We start from the raw sequence: 15852 nt of genomic DNA, 5'->3' as shown, positions 1-15852 counted from the left end.
GTGATGCGGCACCGGCCGTGCGGCCGGCGCCCGTCAGCTGGACACGCCCATCGCCGGATCGCTGATGCTGTCCCGGCCGGTCTCGACGCGGCCCGCGAAGCGGCGCACGAGGCCGTTCTCGGCCGCCAGCGTGAAGTCGTACCAGCCGCTCGACGCGGCGAGCGTCCAGTACGGCTCGACCTGCATCCCGGCCGGCACTGCATAGCGCCACGGGCCGTCGGTGCGGTATGCGTTCGATGTGACCGTGACCTGGCTCGCCGCGTTGCCGACGTTCATGATCGTCAGGTACACCGCGTCGTTCGCCGGGTCGTAGCACACGCGGATCTCCGGCACGGGCCCGCTCGCGGCCTTCGCGACGTTGCCCTGGAATTCGCGCAGGAAGCCGTTCGGCCCGAGCACCCACAGGTCGTAGTTGCCCGCGTCGTCGGCCACGACGCGCCACGCATCCGACAACTGCTTGCCCGCTTCGACCGTAAAGCGGCGCGGCGCACGATCGAGATGCAGCTTGTCGTACACATGGAACACCGCGCCGACCGCGCCCGTGTTGCTGAACGTGAGCCACAGCAGGCCGCCCGACACGTCGGCGCTCGCGCTCGTATGCAGCTCGTACGGCAACGCACGCGACGGCCGCGTGCCCTGCGGCTGCACCGGCATCTGCTGCAACGCGACCGACGGCACGGGCACCGCGCCCATCAGCGCCTGCTGCACGTGCTGCGCGTCGGCCGCGGCCTTGGTCGGCGCCGGCAGCGACGTCGTCGGGTTGCCGTTGGGATTCTTGAAGTTGAACGCCGACGTCATGTCGCCGCACACCGCGCGGCGCCACGGGCTGATGTTCGGCTCCTGCACGCCGAAGCGCTGCTCGAGAAAGCGCAGTACCGACGTATGGTCGAACACTTCCGAGTTGACCCAGCCGCCCGTGCTCCACGGCGACACGACGAACATCGGCACGCGCGGGCCGGGCCCGTACGGACGGCCGTCCGGCGCGAGCGGCGACGAATCGCCGGGCGGGTTCGGCAACGTGAAGTACTCGTACTGCGTGGTCACGGTCGACTTGCCCGCATACGTGCCGTCCGGGTTGCGCGACGGCGGATTCGGCGGCGGCATGTGATCGAAGAAGCCGTCGTTCTCGTCGTAGTTCACGAACAGCACGGTCTTGCTCCACACATCCGGATTCGCGGTCAGCGTGTCGAGCAGGCGCTGCAGGTAGTACGCACCCTGCCCCGGCGTCGAGGCGCCCGGGTGCTCGCAGTACGCGGTCGGCGACACGATCCAGCTCACCTGAGGCATCCGGTTCGCCGCGATGTCGTCGGCGAGCGACTGCAGGAAACCGCCGTCGGGCATCGTGTTGCCGATTCCCTTGTACAGCGGCGACAGCGCCTCCATCGCAGGCGTGTACGGCGCGTTCGGCGAACCGGGCACGGTCTCGTTGACCTTGCGGAACGTCGCGAAGCCCGCGAGCGGGTTGTCGGTGTAGTTGTCCGGCATGTTCTGGTAGACCTTCCAGCTCACGCCCGACGCCTGCAGGCGCTCCGGGTAGGTCGTCCACGTGAGGCCGGTCTTCGACGAACCGAGGCCGTCCCATCCGTCATTGTTCACGACGGCCGTGTTCGAGCCCGTCGGGCCGTTGGTGCCGGTCCACAGGAAGATCCGGTTCGAGTTCGTGCCGCCGTGCAGCGAGCAGTGGTACGCGTCGCACACGGTGAACGCATTGGCGAGTGCAAAGTGGAACGGCAGGTCGGACTGGCGCAGGTAGCCCATCGACGCATCGCCCTTCGACGCGGGCCATGCGGTCATCCGGCCGTTGTCCCACGCCGAATGCGAATCGGTCCACGAGTGCGCGCCGCCGACGAGCAGCGCATTGCCCTTCGTGCTGTCGAGATAGAACGGCAGCACCGGGCGCTTGCCGTCGTTCTGCTGCCAGACCGAGGCGGCGCCCGGTTGCGGGATCGTCAGGCGGTCGCCGAAGCCGCGCACGCCGGGCATCGTGCCGAAATAATGATCGAACGAGCGGTTTTCCTGCATGAAGATCACGACGTGCTGGACGTCGTTGATCGTCCCCGTCTGGTTGTTGGCGGGAATCGCGAGCGCGCGCCGGATCGCCGGCGGGAACATCGAGAAGGCCGTGCCGGCAGCAGCGGCACGGAGAAACGAACGGCGGTCGATGGAGGTCATGATCGAGAAGGAATGTCGTCCCGGAAAGGCGCGCGCGTCACGGCGCGCAGCGCAGCTGCGAGTTCAGCAACGGCGACGGCAGCGCGGCCGTGCCCGACGCCGCGCACGGGCCGGCGCCCGGCAGCGCGACGATCGGCACCGGCGCGCTCGCGCCGCCCGCACCGGCCGGCGCCGCATTCGCCTTCGCGGCGCCGGCGGCCGTGCTGCCCGAATCGTCGCCGCCGCACCCGGCGACCAGCGCGCTCAGCATGCAGGCCGCGAGCGCGACGCGCACGCGGCGCAGATTTGCGATGGTCATGTCGGCACTCCGTCAGTGAAGGATCGTCGACAGCGGCTTGCCCGAGCCCGCGACCGACTGCAGTTCGGCTTCGGTCACGACGCGGTTCCACATCGCGACGTCGGAGAAGCTCTCGACGTTCGGCTTGACCGTCGTGCACGCGTTGACCGTGTAGCCGCCGCTGTAATGGCTGGCCGGGTAGCCGCACGCGAGCATGTGGTACTGGCCGGTGCCGTCCTCGTTCACGCCGAAGGTCTTCGTGCCGAGGCCCGGCAGCGCGGCCACCGACACCGTGAGCGGCGTGCTCTGCTTCTGCTCGCCGAGCACCGGGTCGAACGTGTAGGCCGTCATCGTCTTGCCAACCGTGTCGATCACGAACGCCGCGTACACCCACTGGTTCGCGGTCACGCTCATCGTCTTCAGGTCGTTGCGGTTGGTGCCGTCGCCTGCGTTGTACTGGAGGTTGCAGGTGCCCGACGGCGCGCCCGACGCCTGCGGGAACAGCCCGATCGCGATCCCCGCGTTCTTGCCGCTCTGCCAGTTCTTGTTCGCGAACACCGGCGTGCCGAAGCCGACCACGTCGGTGCACGGCGTCTTCAGCCACATGCCGATCGTGAACTGCGCCTGCGTCGCGATGTCGGCGTTCTGCACGAGTTTGTAGCCGTCGTAGCCGTTGGTGTCGACGGTCTGCGTCGTTACCTGCAGCGCCTGGCCGCCGAACGGATCGGCGACCAGCGAGCCGCCGTTCGCGGCGGCCGGGAACGGGCCCATCGTGCTCGCGTTCAGCGCATCGACGGCCGGCAGCGCGCCGAACGGGTAATACGACGCGAGGCCGTTCTTCAGCGTCGCCGCGAGCGGCGGCGGCGGCGGGGGCGGCGGCACGTACGCGATCCGCACGATGCTGCCGAGCGGCGCGCCGCCTGCCGTCACCACGTAGTCGAAGCTGTAGGTGCCGGCCGCGGTCAGGCCGAGATTGCTGTCGGTATAGGTCGTCGTGCCGGCCGGCAGCGTCGCGATCTGCTGGCCCGCGCGGTACACCGCGATCGCGCCGCTCGCGGGCGCGGCCCACGTCAGCACGACGCTGTGGCCGTCGGTGCTGGCCGTACCGGCGAGCTGCGACACCGGTTGCGCGCCGATCAGTTCGCCGCCATCCATTTCATACGCGGACGACGCGGGCAGCGTGCCGAACTGCGCGAGCACGGTCGGCGCAATGTCCGCGATGCTGGCGCGCGCGTGCAGGTCGGCCAGCGACGCCGGCTGCGCGGCGCTGCCGAGGCGGCCGTTGTCGGCCTGGTTCATCGCGATGAAGGTCGTCGATTCGGACAGCAACGGCAGCCCGTCGCTGCCGCCGGCCGCGTTCAGGCCATGGCCGCCGGTGACCACGACCAGCCAGTTCTCCTTGTTGCGCTTCGCCGTTTCGGCGACGAGCGCGCCGACGGACGCGTCGAGCTGCTTCAGCGTGTTCGCGTACGCGGCCGCGCCGAGACCGTAGTTCAGCGCCGCATCCTGCGCCGAGTGGTATTGCGCGACGACGAGCGAGTACCCCTGCTGGATCATCGTGGTGCTTTGCTGCGTCACGCAGCTGTCGACCGCCGCACAATTCGCGAGCGTGTCGAGATTGCCCGCGTTGCGGCCGGCCGTGAGCAGTGCGGCGAGCGCCGGCGACCCGACGGCCGCGCCGAGCAGGCCCGCGTTCGCGGTCTTCAGCGTGTCGAATGCGGTCGGCGCCTGCAGCGCCTGGTTCGGTGCGTCGGACAGCACCTGATGACGATTGCCCCAGGCACCCGTGAGCAGCGTGGCCCAGCCCGGCGTATCGAGGTTCGGCTGCTGCGACAGCAGGCCGTTCACGCCGCCGCTGTAGGCTGGCGCAATATGCAGCTTCGCGAGGTTCGGCAGCGTGCCGCCGGCGATGCCGGCCGCGAGCGCCGCGTATGTGACGCCGTCGAGCTCGATCACGAGCGCGCGGTTCGCGACTTGCTGGCCCGGCGGCGTACCGCCGTTGCCCTTGCCGTTGTCGGTGCCGCCGGCCGCGTTCGTCGATGTGCCGGCCGCGCCGCCCGTGCCATCCATGTTGCCGCCGCACGCGCCGAGCGCGCCGACCAAGGTCAGCCCGCACAGCAGCCGAGCGAGAGTGGTCTTCTGCATGTTTCCCCCTGACTGGAATGTCCGGACACGCCCGGAGATCTGCCCGGATTCTGCTCAGGGGATGCGATGCGCGTATTTCGTTTTGCAGAAGCACGCCGATACAGGTATCAGTTTTTTTGGGGCGTACCGGGCCGGGCGGCGTATCCGGCCCGGCCGTGGAAACGTTACCGCCCGTCGCCGAGCGAGCCGAGAATCCGGTACGCGGCCTTCACGCGATCCTCGATCGGCACGTTGCCGTTCGCGAGCATCACGATCGCGATCCGCTTCGCGGGGACGAACGCGACATACGTGCTGAAGCCGTTGGTCGAGCCCGTCTTGTTGATCCATGTGTTCGGATTCGGCGCAAGCGGCGGCTTGATCGCGCTGGCCGGCGTCGCGTTGAACAGCATCGGCGGCGCATTGCCTTCGATCAGCGTCGGCAACGCAACCGGATACGGATACTGTTCCCAGATCAGGTCCTGCGTCAGCGGCCCCGCGCTGAAATAGCCGGTATGCGTGCGCTCGATCGCGCGCTGCAGCCGCGGCGACGTCTGGATCAGGCCCATGTTCGCCTGCACGAAACGCAGCAGGTCGGCCGCCGTGGTCCGCACGCCATACGCCGGCTGCCACAGCATGCCGGGTGTCATCCGGGTCGGTTTGCCATCCTTCGCATAGCCCTGTGCATAGTCGGCCTGACGTGCGGCCGGCACGTTGATGTACGTATGCATCATCCCGAGCGCGGGGAAGAGCCGTTGCTCCATCAGCACCGCGAAATCCTTGTGCATCGCCTTCGCGGTGAGATAGCCGAGCATCCCGATCGCGACGTTCGAATAGGTGCGGCGCGTGCCCGGCGCATACGCGGGCCGCCACGCGTCGAGATAACGCATCAGGTCCGCGTCGTTGCGGATGCTGTCCGGCACCTGCAGCGGCATACCGCCAGGCGTATGCGTGCCGAGATTGAGCAGCGTGACGACGCCGAACGGCTTGCCCTGCAACGCGGGCAGGTATTTGCCCGCCGGGTCCGCGAGCGACAGTTCGCCGCCCTCCTGCGCGTCGGCCGCCAGCGTCGCCGTCATCGTCTTGCTGACCGAGCCGATCTCGAACAGCGTGTCGCCGGTGACGGGCTTGCCGGTCTGCTTCGACATCACGCCGTAATCGAACACGTAGGGCTTGCCGTCGGCGACGATGCCGACCGCCATGCCGGGAACGGCGTACTGTTTCATCAACGGCGCGATATGGCGGGTCACGGTATCGTGGAGGTCGTCCTGCGTGACGGCGGCCGCGCGGCCGGCCGTCGCGGTGGCGCATGCGGCGACGAACAGGGTCGCGGCGAAGCGTGTCGCGTTGAATCGCATGGTTGCGGTTCCTTTGATTTCTGATGGTTGCATGGACAACAGATCCGGCCGCGCCGCGCGGAAGATGCGGCGGCCGGCCTGTCGAAGCAGGACTATCCGCTACCGGCCGGCCGCCAACAATCGACGATAAGTTGCGCGAGCCTAAAGAAAAACTTATGAGATATGCCGGGCGCGGGATTGCATCGCTGCACGCGCAAGGCCGTCCGCCCGTTTGCCGGGAAAATCGGGCGCTTTTAACCGCATCGAATCCGGCCGCCGAATGGCGCTCCATCGAAAATCGAAGAAAAAGAGACAAGCCTGGTCAGATCCGCCCATGTCGGCGCACCGCGCGATTGATTCACCCGCATGGATCGAAGTAGACTCGCGGAAGCAAAAAAATAGAATCCATCCTGAGAGAAACAATGAATCGCCATTCGCTGATCGCCCGCTCCCGCGTCATTGGCTACCGCGCGGCCGCGTGATTTTCACGCATCGACCGCCCCGAACCGGAACCCGCAACGCCGCCGCGCTTGTCTTGCGCGCCCGTTCGCCGTTTCGCCCTTGAGCCGAAAGAACCGCCAGGGTCCCGTGCGCGTTGCCCGCGCACGCCCTGCCTGACCGGAGAGTGACCCCGTGACCGAAACCGTGGGCGCGTCCGCCTACCGGCCGCGCGATGTCGTCAATGCGCCCGACATCAAGGCGGCCATCGCCCGCCGCAGCGCCGAGCGCGGCGATCCGGCCGACATCCTCGCGTGGCTCGGCAACCATTTTTTCCGCTGGGTCGTCGGTGCGTTCGAGCAGGCGCAGCCGCTCGATTCGCTCGCCGATTACCGCTTGCACGCCGGCGCCGACCGGCCGGCGCCCGACTGGCTCGTGCGCCGGTTCCGCGCGCAACCGGCATCCGGCGCGACGGTCGATGCAGCACCGCCGCCGGCCACCGAACCGGCACCGCTCTACTTCATCGATCCCGAACACCTGCTGCTGATCGACCGCGAGCGCACGCTGGTCGAATTCCTGCGCTCGCGCGCCGGCACGCGGCTCGCACAGAAACTGCAGCGCATCACGTGCACGATGGCGCTCGAGATGTGGGAGCGCGAGCACCAGCGGATGCAGGCGCGCCGCGACAAGGGCTGGGTGCCGAGCAGCGGCCTCGCGCTGCGCGAGGTGCTGCGCACGCCGAACGGGATCGTCTTCGAATTCGCCGGCGATCATGCGGCGCTGCGCGAGGAACTCGCTTACGAGTCGTACTACATGCAGCACTGCCTTGGCCAGTTCGCGGATCGCCGCCGGCTGCGCGGCGGCTACGGCGAGCAGTACGCGCAGGCCGCGCAGGAGGGCCGGCTGCGCCTGTTCACGCTGCGCGGCGCGGGCAACCAGCCGCACGTGACGATCAGCCTGCAGGTGGCCGGCAACGGCCTGCGCATCGACCAGATCAAGGGCAAGCAGAACCGCCACCCGGTGCGCCGCTATGCGGACGACGTCCGCCAGTTCCTGCGCGCGCTCGGGCCGCGCGGCGAGCGTCATCCCGATTGCGAGGGCATGGGCCTCGTGTTCGAACCGGACGCGCCGGGCGCGGCCGCCGGCGCATGGACCTTCGTCACCGACGTGCGCTCGCCCGACCATCTGCTGAGCGTGATGAGCGAGAACTTCCACCTGATCGAGCACTTCGCACAGCCGCCGGCCGCGCTGCAGTGGCTGCTGCTGCGCAACGCGCCCTATGCGCTCGGCCAGCTGCGACAGATCGATCCGGCCGTCGCGGCGGCCGCGCGCCATGCGCTGCCGGCCGATGCGCTGCCGGCCACGCGCGAACCCGATACACCGCCGGCCACGACCGCTTTCGAGATCGAAGGCATCGCGATCGATCCCGCGCTGTGCGCCGCGTTCGCGCTGCGTGCGCCGGCAGACGGGGGCCCGTCATGCTGAAACTGCTGATCGGCGTCGCCGTGCTGTGGCTCGTGTGGTACGTGTGGCGATCGTTCCGGGCCGCCGCCCGGATGGTGCGCGAAGTCGACGCCGACCAGGCCGCGGGGGCCGACGCCGCGGTAGCGGTCCGGCAGACCACGGCGGTCAAGCTCGCCCACACGCTGGCCGAGCAGGCGCCGCCGAACCGCCGCCGCTGGTCGCTCGCGCTTGCCGACATCCTGCTGATCCGCAACGGGCTGCGCTGCGATTGCGACGACCTCGTCTACGCGCTGCCCGACCCGCAACGCGAACAGCTCGCGCGCCAGTTACGGCGCGAACTCGACCTGCCGGCCGACCTGCCCGAGTGGCAGATCGTACAGCGCGTGCCGCCGATCCTCGCGGGCTGGATCCGTGGCGTCGGCCGCTCGCACGAAGGCTTCTACGAACAGCTCGCTGCCGACGGGCGCGTGCGCGACGCACTCGCTTTCGACTGCGCACGCACCGCGTTTCTCGTGCGCTGCATCGCACTGCTCGGCTGGACGTCCGAACAGCACGCGTGGGTCGTGTTGCTGCTCAATGCGCAGCGCGCGCAGGACAGCTTCGACAGTTGGGAAGACTTCGGGCTCGCGTATGCGCGGGCCCGCCAGCACTGGCTGCGCGGCAGCGGCCAGGACGGCCCCGCGTCGTCGCGCGCCACGCAGGAAGTGCGCGAGCACCTGCGCAATCCGTCCGGAAACTGGCTTTCGCTGCCGTGGAAGCGCTACCGCATCTTCGATCCCCAACCCGTTTCGTCATGACCACCGACACCGACATGTCCTCCGCTCCCGCCGCCCTGATTCCGCCCGCGAAGTCCCGCTGGTTCATCTGCGACGTCGACGCGCTGTTGCGCGCGGGCGAGTTTGCCGCGCTCGACGCACAGCTCGACGCCGCACTCGCCGCCAGCTTCGCCGACCGCACGGCCGAAGCGCTGTATGTCGACGCGCTGCCTGCCGACGTGCAGCCGTGCATCGACGCCGGCGCCGAGGGCCTCGCGCGCCTGCGCGCATGGCAGGCCGCGAGCCCGCGCTCCGCGCACGCGTGGCTGTGCGAAGCGCATTACTGGCACCACTGGGCCTACGAATACCGCGGTTCCGGCTGGGCCGAGACGGTGACCGAAGCCGGCTGGATCTGCGCGCATGCGTGCGCCGCGATGACGACCGTCGCCGCGCTGCGCGCGCTGGTGCTCGCGCCGACGATGTGGGCCGCGCCGAAGGTGATCTTCACGAGCGTGTCGTCGTTCGGCGAGCCCGAATGGCTCACGCAGCTCGTGCGCGAGCGCCGCTGGCCCGTCACCGAACTGCACCTGAACGTCGGCGCCGAAGACGAAGCCACGCGCGCCGAACTGCAGCGCATGCTCGCGCGTTCGGGATTGAATCCCGACGTGCCGGTCGCATGCCCGGCGGAATTTCCCGAAGCGCTGCCCGGCCCGGTCCAGGGCAAGAAACTGCGCAAGGAGAAGTGGTACTGGATGGAAGCGACGCTGCACGTCCACCCGAAGCTGTTCTTTCCGATGCGCACGTTCATCTGGTACATGCAGCCGCGCTGGGGCGGCTCGCACGACCACGTCCGCGCGTTCGTCGATTCCGATGCATGCGCACACCTCGATGCGGTCGAGAAGGACCGGCTGCGCCACGAGATCTGGCGCGACGATTACGCCGGCAATACGCTCGATTCGGATGACGACGAAGACGACGTGCGCCGCGCGATGGCCGCGACGCTCGCACGCGCGCAGGCCGCGCTGCATCCGTATCACCGCTGGGAGACGCTGCACTGGCTCGCCTACAGCCATTTCAAGCGCAACGAGTACGAACAGGCCTACGCGCGGCTGCAGGAAGCCGAACGCAACGAGCCGATCGACGACAACCGTGCGATGGCGATAGGCTTGCGGCTGACGCTCGGCCTCGACCCGCAAGGCAGCTGGCTGACCGGTGCGATCGAACGGGCCTCCGACGCGCGCGCGTGCACGTCGGCGATGATCCTGCGCGGTTATGCCCATCGCACCGGCATGTTCGGCTTCGCCCAGGACGACGTGCGCGGCGACGCGTGGCTCGAAGCCGCACGCTTGAACGAGCCCGGTTCGCTCGCCTGGAACCAGCTCGCCACCGCCATGGAATACGAAAACCGGCGCCCCGCCGATGCCGTCGCACTCTGCCAGCTCGGCTACGAGGCAGGCGGCGATTCGTGCGACTACCTGCTCGGCTGCTTCTACAAGGAAGGCATGCACGTCGCGGCCGACCCATATCGCGCCGCCCACTACTTCCGCGAGTCGATGGACGCCGGCGGCAACATGGCCGCGTACCGGCTCGGGTACACGTATCACCACATCGGACTCAACAGCACGGACCTGGCCGAACGCGCGCGCATGCAGGTCGAAGCCGTCGAGGCCGCGCGCAAGGCGCACGAAATGGGGCACACGGACGGCCTCGAGTGCATGCTGATGTTCATCGGCGACATCGAGGATCATGCGTCGCGTCACCGCTATGTCGATGAACTGCGCAGGCATGCCGAAGGCGGCCACCCGGCCGCGATGGCCGCGCTGTCGTTCTTCCTCGCCGACATCAACGACAAGGCGCTGTACGACTATCGCAACAGCGTGCGCTGGATCATGGGTGCGCAGGCCGTCGCGCCGGACGACGAATACGTGCTCAACATCACGCGCATCGCCCACGAGGACGGCATGCTCGGCAAGCTGCGCTACAAGCTGCAGCGCAAGCAGATCAAGGCGCACGAGATCCCCGGCGCCGACAACGCGATGGTCTGACCACGACCGGCGCATGCGCCCGCTCGCCGGCGGGCGCGTGCGTCACGCCGGCAGCCGGCCGAGAAACGCCAGCATCGCCGCGTTGAATCGCGCCGGCCACTGCAGCGGCGCGAAATGGCTCACGCCGGGCAGGATCGTCAACGTCGCGCCCGGAATCGCATGCGCGAGGTACGCCGCATGCTCGGGCCGGATGAATTCGTCGTGTTCGCCCTGCACGATCGCAACCGGCACGGCAATCGCCGCGAGATCCTGCGCGGTGTAATCCGGTTGCGTGCGCATCATTTCGCTGACGGCCGCGACGAACGCGTCGAACCGGTCCGGCGTCGCCGACAGTTGCGCATAATCCTTGCGGTGCCGCGCGAAGCAGCGGTCGATCAGCGGGCTCGGCACCATCTCCTTCGTGCCGCCCGGATCCATGTTGCACGCGAAGAAGAACACGCCGGCCGCGCGTTGCGGCGCACGGGCGGCCAGCACGAGCGCGATGCACGCGCCGTCGCTCCAGCCGACGAAGCGTGCGCGGTCGACGTGCAGCGCGTCGAGGACCGCGAGCACGTCCGACGCCATGCGTTCGTACGAATAGGGTTGGTCGTCGCGCGTGCTGCGGCCGTGGCCGCGGCTGTCGATCACGATCGCGCGGTAGCCGGCCGCGAGCAGCGCCGGCACCTGGTTGCCCCAGTTGCCGCCGTGACCGAGGCCGCCGTGCAGCAGCACGACCGGCGGCCCGTGGCCGAACGACGCGTGCCAGATGCGCGCGCCGTCGTGTTCGAGCCATCCTTGCGCATCCGCCGCCGGCAGCGGCGTGCCGCCTTGTGCGTCGAAGCGGACGAGTTCGTCGTCGGGTTCCGCATTCATCGTTCAGCCGTCCTTTCGAGGGAGACGAGCTTGCGATTGTAATGCGTGCGGCCGACGCGGCCGTGGTCGCTCAGGCGTGCGTCGACACCAGCCCGCCCGACGACGAGCCGCCCGATTTCTCGAGCGCCGACGCGAGTTGCGAAATCGCCGTCGCGAGTGCCGCCGAGATCGCGCTCGCTTCCGCGCTCAGCGACTGTTGTTCGACGGCCGCGGACGGATCGTCCTTCGCGCGCTGGGCGGCGGCGGCCATCTGGCGTTCCAGCGTCGCAAGCTGTTTCTGCAGCCGCTCGATCAGCGCCTTCAACTGCGCGACCGCCGGGTCTTCCGACGATGCGCCCGCCGCGCCTAGCGTTTCGCCGGTGGCGCCGGTCGAATCCTTCGCGTCGGTGGTACCGGTCGCCCCGTTGGCGCCGGTCGTGCCGGTGGGCCCCGTCGCGCTCGTGGCATCCGTTGCGGCGCCGGTGAATGACGTCGCGGCGGGCGCGTTTGCGTTCGCGTTTGCGCTCATGCCGCTGTCCGCCAGCGGGGATCGCGTGGTGGTGGAGAAATCGATCTGCATCGTGTCGGTCCGTGTGTCGTTAGCGAATCGTGACAGAAGGCGGGAATCGCCTTCCAACTCGTTTACGGCATTCGTCACACGAAACTTGAGTATCGGGGTCGAACGGATATCGGCGCGATTGCCGCATTTTCATCGCGAAAGGGCCAGATTCGCGACACGGCGGCGCTGGTAAAATTGCGGCTTCGCTGGCTGGATGCGCACATCGGCCGCCTCCGGGCCCGAACGCGCAACGCCGCCGGCTTCGACTCCCGCCCTTTCGGGCGCGGCATGCCGCGCGTGCCGACGCCGCCGTCTCGGCTGCGCGGGTCGCCTTTTTCCGTCCGTCTGCGCCCCCGCTCGCCCGTTCGAGCGGCGAACGCCGTGCGGCACGCACCCACTGCATCACGCATTCGAGGAACACACGATGGCCCGCATCGGCGCCTTCTGCATCACGACGTGGCTTGCCGCGGCAATTCTCTACTTCGGTCAGCACTCCGTCGCGATGATCGTGCTCAGCGGCGTCGTCGTATTCGGCGGGTTCGATTTACTGCGTCCGTAGGCGCGGTCACGCGGCCCCATGACACCTGGCAGGCTCGCCCGATCGCTCAACCCCGGAAGGGGGGCCGGTCAGCCGGTATCGCGCCGCCCGCACCGGCGCCGTTGCGATCCGCGACGCACGCATGCGCGATCGACATCGCGTCGTCGAGCCGCGCGATGATGTTCGTCGCCATCTCATGGCTGATCCACAAGCCGTGCACTTCGTCATCCAGCGCCTGCTTCAGCGCGCGGATGCGCAGCTCCTGCAATGTCTCCACGCTTTATTCCCCGATTGGGCCCGGTATCCGGAAACGCGCAGCGGATGAACGACGGGCGACCCGCCCCGGCGTTCACCGTCCCGCCGCATCGTGCGCACGCCCGGCTCAGCATGCCGCGAACGTCGGCACCGCCGGGTCGATCGCCAGCGCACGCTCGTTGAAGACGACCGGCACGCCGCCGAGCCCCAGCCTGCAGTTCGGACGATCGAGCCGCCACCCGTCGATCCGCAGCGCGACGCGCGACACCGGTGTGCCGCCCGCATGCGGCAGGTCGATCGTGATCTGCCGCTTCGCGCCCGGCACCAGGTTCAGGTAGTTGTCACTGTAGAACGCGGGCAGGATGCGCGCGCCGATCGACGGGTCGAACGCCTGCAGGTGAGTCATCAACGCGACGCCCGCACCGACGTTCGCGACGTTGACCGTGATGCGCGTCGTCACGTCATCGGCCTCGGCCGACGTCGCACTGACGGAAACGGCCGCGCCCGGCATCGAGTCGAGCGACGTATACGACGTGTCTCCGCCGTCGCGCTGCCGCCAGTAGACGTTCTCCGCGAGCGGATTGCCGCCCGGATCGGTCAACGCGAGCGACACCATGCACACGTCGGATTTCGCGGCGGCCATTGCCGCCTTCAGGTTCGCCACCACGCGATACGACGCCTTCGCGACGCCGCCGGCATCGGCCGTGGCGCGGCTGCTCAGCGTACCGTCCAGGTTGTACACGCGCATCTCGACGCTGCCGGCCACGGCCGCGCCCGTATGGTTCGCGATCGTCACGTCGGCGGTATTCGCGTCGAGGATCGCGTTGACGCGACGGCACCCGTGCTGCACCGCGAAAAACGACGCATGTTCCTCGAGATCGTGGCTGTACATCTGCCACACGAAGCTCGGTTGCGACGGGTTCGTCATCCACATGATCACGCCGGTGGCCGGCGACGTGATCTTCCCGGCCACCGGGCCGATCATCACGGCCGCATTCGCCTCGTAGATCGAGCGGATGCACTCGTAGTTCATCATCTGCGCCTTGCGCACGAAGTCGGCGAGATTGCGGATCGCGCCGTAGCGCAGCGCCGTCATCGCGATGTAGCCGGCGCCGCCCTGCTTGCCGACCTGATAGTAGTACGCACCGTTGCCGTTCATGTCGCGATCGGCCCAGAAGTCGTCCGGACACTCGTACGAACCGGGCGGCAGCATCGACTCGACGCATTCGAGTGTCGGGATCGAGTGCGAGCCGACTTCGTTGTGAAACGCGACCGACGTCGTGCCGTAGCCGCGGCTGAACGCGGCCTGCGGCGACGCCCAGTTGTACGGCCCGCCGGACGAGTAGCCGTTCACCGCACCGGCGCCCGTATCGCCCGCCGAACTGGTGAGGCACAGGCGTTGCGGATCCAGCTCGGTGACGAGCGCGTCGAGCCCCTTGACGAGCGCCGGCGGCGGCGCGCCTTCGTTGCCGCCGCACCAGAGCAGGATCGACGGACGATGACGGTGGCGCGCGATCACGTCGCGGATGTTGTCGAGATCGCGCGGCACGTTGGCGGCGCCCGAGCCGTCTCCTTCGGTCGAGAAGAAGAAGTCCTGCCAGACGAGGATCCCGTAGCGGTCGCACGCATCGAAGAAATCGTCGCTCGTACTCTGTCCGTTCCAGTTGCGGATCAGGTTGAGATTCGCATCGCGATGCAGTCGCACCTGGTTGAACAGCCGTTCGCGCGGAATGCGCTTCAATGCTTCGTCGAGCCCCCAGTTGCCGCCCATCACGAGAATCGGCAGGCCGTTGACGGTGATGCTCAGCTGCGTGCCCATGCCGATGTCGCGCGAATACTCGATGCGGCGCAGGCCGACGTTCAGCGTGCGCGCATCCGACAGCACGCGTCCCGCCTTGATGCCCACCGTCACCGCGTAGAGGTTCGGCTCGCCATACCCGTTCGGCCACCACAGGCGCGGCTGCCCGATCGACAGCGCCGCGATATCCGACGACGTGAGCGACACCTTCGTCGTGGTAGTCGATGCGGGAATCGCAATGTCGTGGCTGAACGTCACGCCGGTGCCGATGCTGCCGACGAGCGTCGCGACGAGATCCTGACCCGAGCCGTTGTCCAGTTCGAGGTCGAGCCTCAGCTCCGCACGTGAAAGATCGGCAGACAGTGTATGCGCGACATTCAGTGCCGCGATGCGCACCGGGCCGGTCGTGAACCACGAGACCGGCTGCCAGATGCCGAGATTGCGGTCGGGGATCGTCGGCAGCCAGTCCCAGCCGGCCGAACAGAAAAACGTCGGGCCGTTCTTCAGCGTGACGCCGGTCGGGCCGCCGTTGCGGCCGCCGCGCGTCACGCCGCTCTTGTAGTTCGGCAGCAGCGGCCCTTCGGAGAAATCCAGCTTGACGACGCGCACCGCGAGATGGGCTGCGCCCCCCGCCTGCGGCACCAGCCGCGAGATGTCGAACGTGCCGTGCTTGAACGCGCCTTCGAGCCGCCCGACGAGCGCGCCGTTCAGCCAGATCTCGGCGCAGTAATTGACGCCACCGAAGGTCAGCCACAATCGCTGCCCCGGCTGCCGGGCCGGCGCCGCGAACGTCGTCCGGTACCAGTAGTCGGTGTCCTTCAGCATATCGGGAAGGGTGTTCGTGACGATGCGGCCGTAGAACGGATCGGGATACTTGCCGTTGACGATCATGCTGTTCAGCACGGTGCCGGGCACCGTCGCGGGCGCCATGCCCGTCACGCCGCCCGCGCCCGACAGTTGCGCACCGGTCGCACCCGGCAGGCTGCTCGCGGACGCGAACGTCCAGTTCTGCGCGAGCTCCTGCGTGGCCAGCAGGCTGTGTTCCGGGTCGGCCGGCACGGCGGGCACCGTGGGCGTGATCGTCGCCGGGCCATCGGTGCCCGGCGTGCCCGCCGGGGAATCGATATCGCCGTTACAGCCTGCGAGCCAGCTCGTGCCGACCAGCGCGGCGCTGTAGGACAGGAATTTCCGGCGTTCTTTCGATTTCACTTGGTTATCCTCCCTGATTGCGTCGTCTCGACCGACGCACCCGGGACGCTATC

12 protein-coding genes are annotated in these 15852 nt (G+C 68.5%); 4 read left to right on the top strand and 8 right to left on the bottom strand.

What is annotated here, in order from left to right:
• Nucleotides 1–33 precede the first annotated feature (33 nt).
• The 4 genes from OHZ10_RS37870 to ampC all read right to left on the bottom strand — a co-directional run bounded on the left by OHZ10_RS37870 (nucleotide 34) and on the right by ampC (nucleotide 5928).
• Nucleotides 34–2172: a phosphocholine-specific phospholipase C gene (locus OHZ10_RS37870; protein ID WP_342706221.1), complete on the bottom strand. Its 2139-nt coding sequence runs from the start codon at nucleotides 2170–2172 to the stop codon at nucleotides 34–36.
• Nucleotides 2173–2209: 37 nt separating this feature from the next.
• Complete coding sequence (locus tag OHZ10_RS37865) at nucleotides 2210–2470, bottom strand: hypothetical protein (RefSeq protein WP_059241249.1); 261 nt, start codon at nucleotides 2468–2470, stop codon at nucleotides 2210–2212.
• Between the two features lie 12 nt (nucleotides 2471–2482).
• Nucleotides 2483–4594, bottom strand: a complete 2112-nt coding sequence (locus OHZ10_RS37860; RefSeq protein WP_342706220.1) for a hypothetical protein — start codon at nucleotides 4592–4594, stop codon at nucleotides 2483–2485.
• A gap of 164 nt (nucleotides 4595–4758) precedes the next feature.
• Nucleotides 4759–5928: a class C beta-lactamase gene (gene ampC / locus OHZ10_RS37855; RefSeq protein ID WP_340625850.1), complete on the bottom strand. Its 1170-nt coding sequence runs from the start codon at nucleotides 5926–5928 to the stop codon at nucleotides 4759–4761.
• 612 nt (nucleotides 5929–6540) lie between these two features.
• Between ampC and OHZ10_RS37850 the strand changes: the two genes are divergently transcribed.
• From OHZ10_RS37850 to OHZ10_RS37840, 3 genes are read left to right on the top strand one after another with little or no spacing between them, the layout of a single operon-like run.
• Nucleotides 6541–7830: a hypothetical protein gene (locus OHZ10_RS37850; RefSeq protein WP_342706219.1), complete on the top strand. Its 1290-nt coding sequence runs from the start codon at nucleotides 6541–6543 to the stop codon at nucleotides 7828–7830.
• A complete protein-coding gene (locus OHZ10_RS37845) occupies nucleotides 7824–8606 on the top strand; it encodes a DUF1266 domain-containing protein (RefSeq protein WP_226196077.1) in 783 nt (260 codons plus the stop codon). The genes OHZ10_RS37850 and OHZ10_RS37845 overlap by 7 nt, the downstream gene beginning before the upstream one ends.
• A 14-nt stretch (nucleotides 8607–8620) precedes the next feature.
• Nucleotides 8621–10609, top strand: a complete 1989-nt coding sequence (locus tag OHZ10_RS37840) for a DUF4034 domain-containing protein (RefSeq protein ID WP_342706218.1) — start codon at nucleotides 8621–8623, stop codon at nucleotides 10607–10609.
• 42 nt (nucleotides 10610–10651) lie between these two features.
• Here the strand turns inward: OHZ10_RS37840 and OHZ10_RS37835 are convergent, their stop codons facing one another.
• Entirely contained in the window at nucleotides 10652–11461 is an 810-nt protein-coding gene (locus tag OHZ10_RS37835; RefSeq protein WP_342706217.1) for an alpha/beta hydrolase, read from the bottom strand.
• A gap of 70 nt (nucleotides 11462–11531) precedes the next feature.
• Nucleotides 11532–12020 (bottom strand): hypothetical protein, encoded by a 489-nt coding sequence (locus tag OHZ10_RS37830; protein WP_342706216.1) that lies wholly within the window; start codon nucleotides 12018–12020, stop codon nucleotides 11532–11534.
• A gap of 403 nt (nucleotides 12021–12423) precedes the next feature.
• Here OHZ10_RS37830 and OHZ10_RS37825 point away from each other — a divergent pair, with 403 nt between their 5' ends.
• Nucleotides 12424–12558: a hypothetical protein gene (locus OHZ10_RS37825; protein ID WP_006767081.1), complete on the top strand. Its 135-nt coding sequence runs from the start codon at nucleotides 12424–12426 to the stop codon at nucleotides 12556–12558.
• Between the two features lie 46 nt (nucleotides 12559–12604).
• Here OHZ10_RS37825 and OHZ10_RS37820 read toward each other — a convergent pair whose 3' ends face one another.
• A complete protein-coding gene (locus OHZ10_RS37820; RefSeq protein WP_059241241.1) occupies nucleotides 12605–12805 on the bottom strand; it encodes a hypothetical protein in 201 nt (66 codons plus the stop codon).
• 114 nt (nucleotides 12806–12919) lie between these two features.
• A complete protein-coding gene (locus OHZ10_RS37815; protein WP_342706215.1) occupies nucleotides 12920–15799 on the bottom strand; it encodes a glycoside hydrolase family 2 protein in 2880 nt (959 codons plus the stop codon).
• Nucleotides 15800–15852 lie beyond the last annotated feature (53 nt).

This window comes from Burkholderia arboris, from assembly GCF_038723655.1.
Classification (GTDB): Bacteria; Pseudomonadota; Gammaproteobacteria; order Burkholderiales; family Burkholderiaceae; genus Burkholderia; species Burkholderia arboris.
This window is presented reverse-complemented; position numbering and strand designations above follow the sequence as displayed.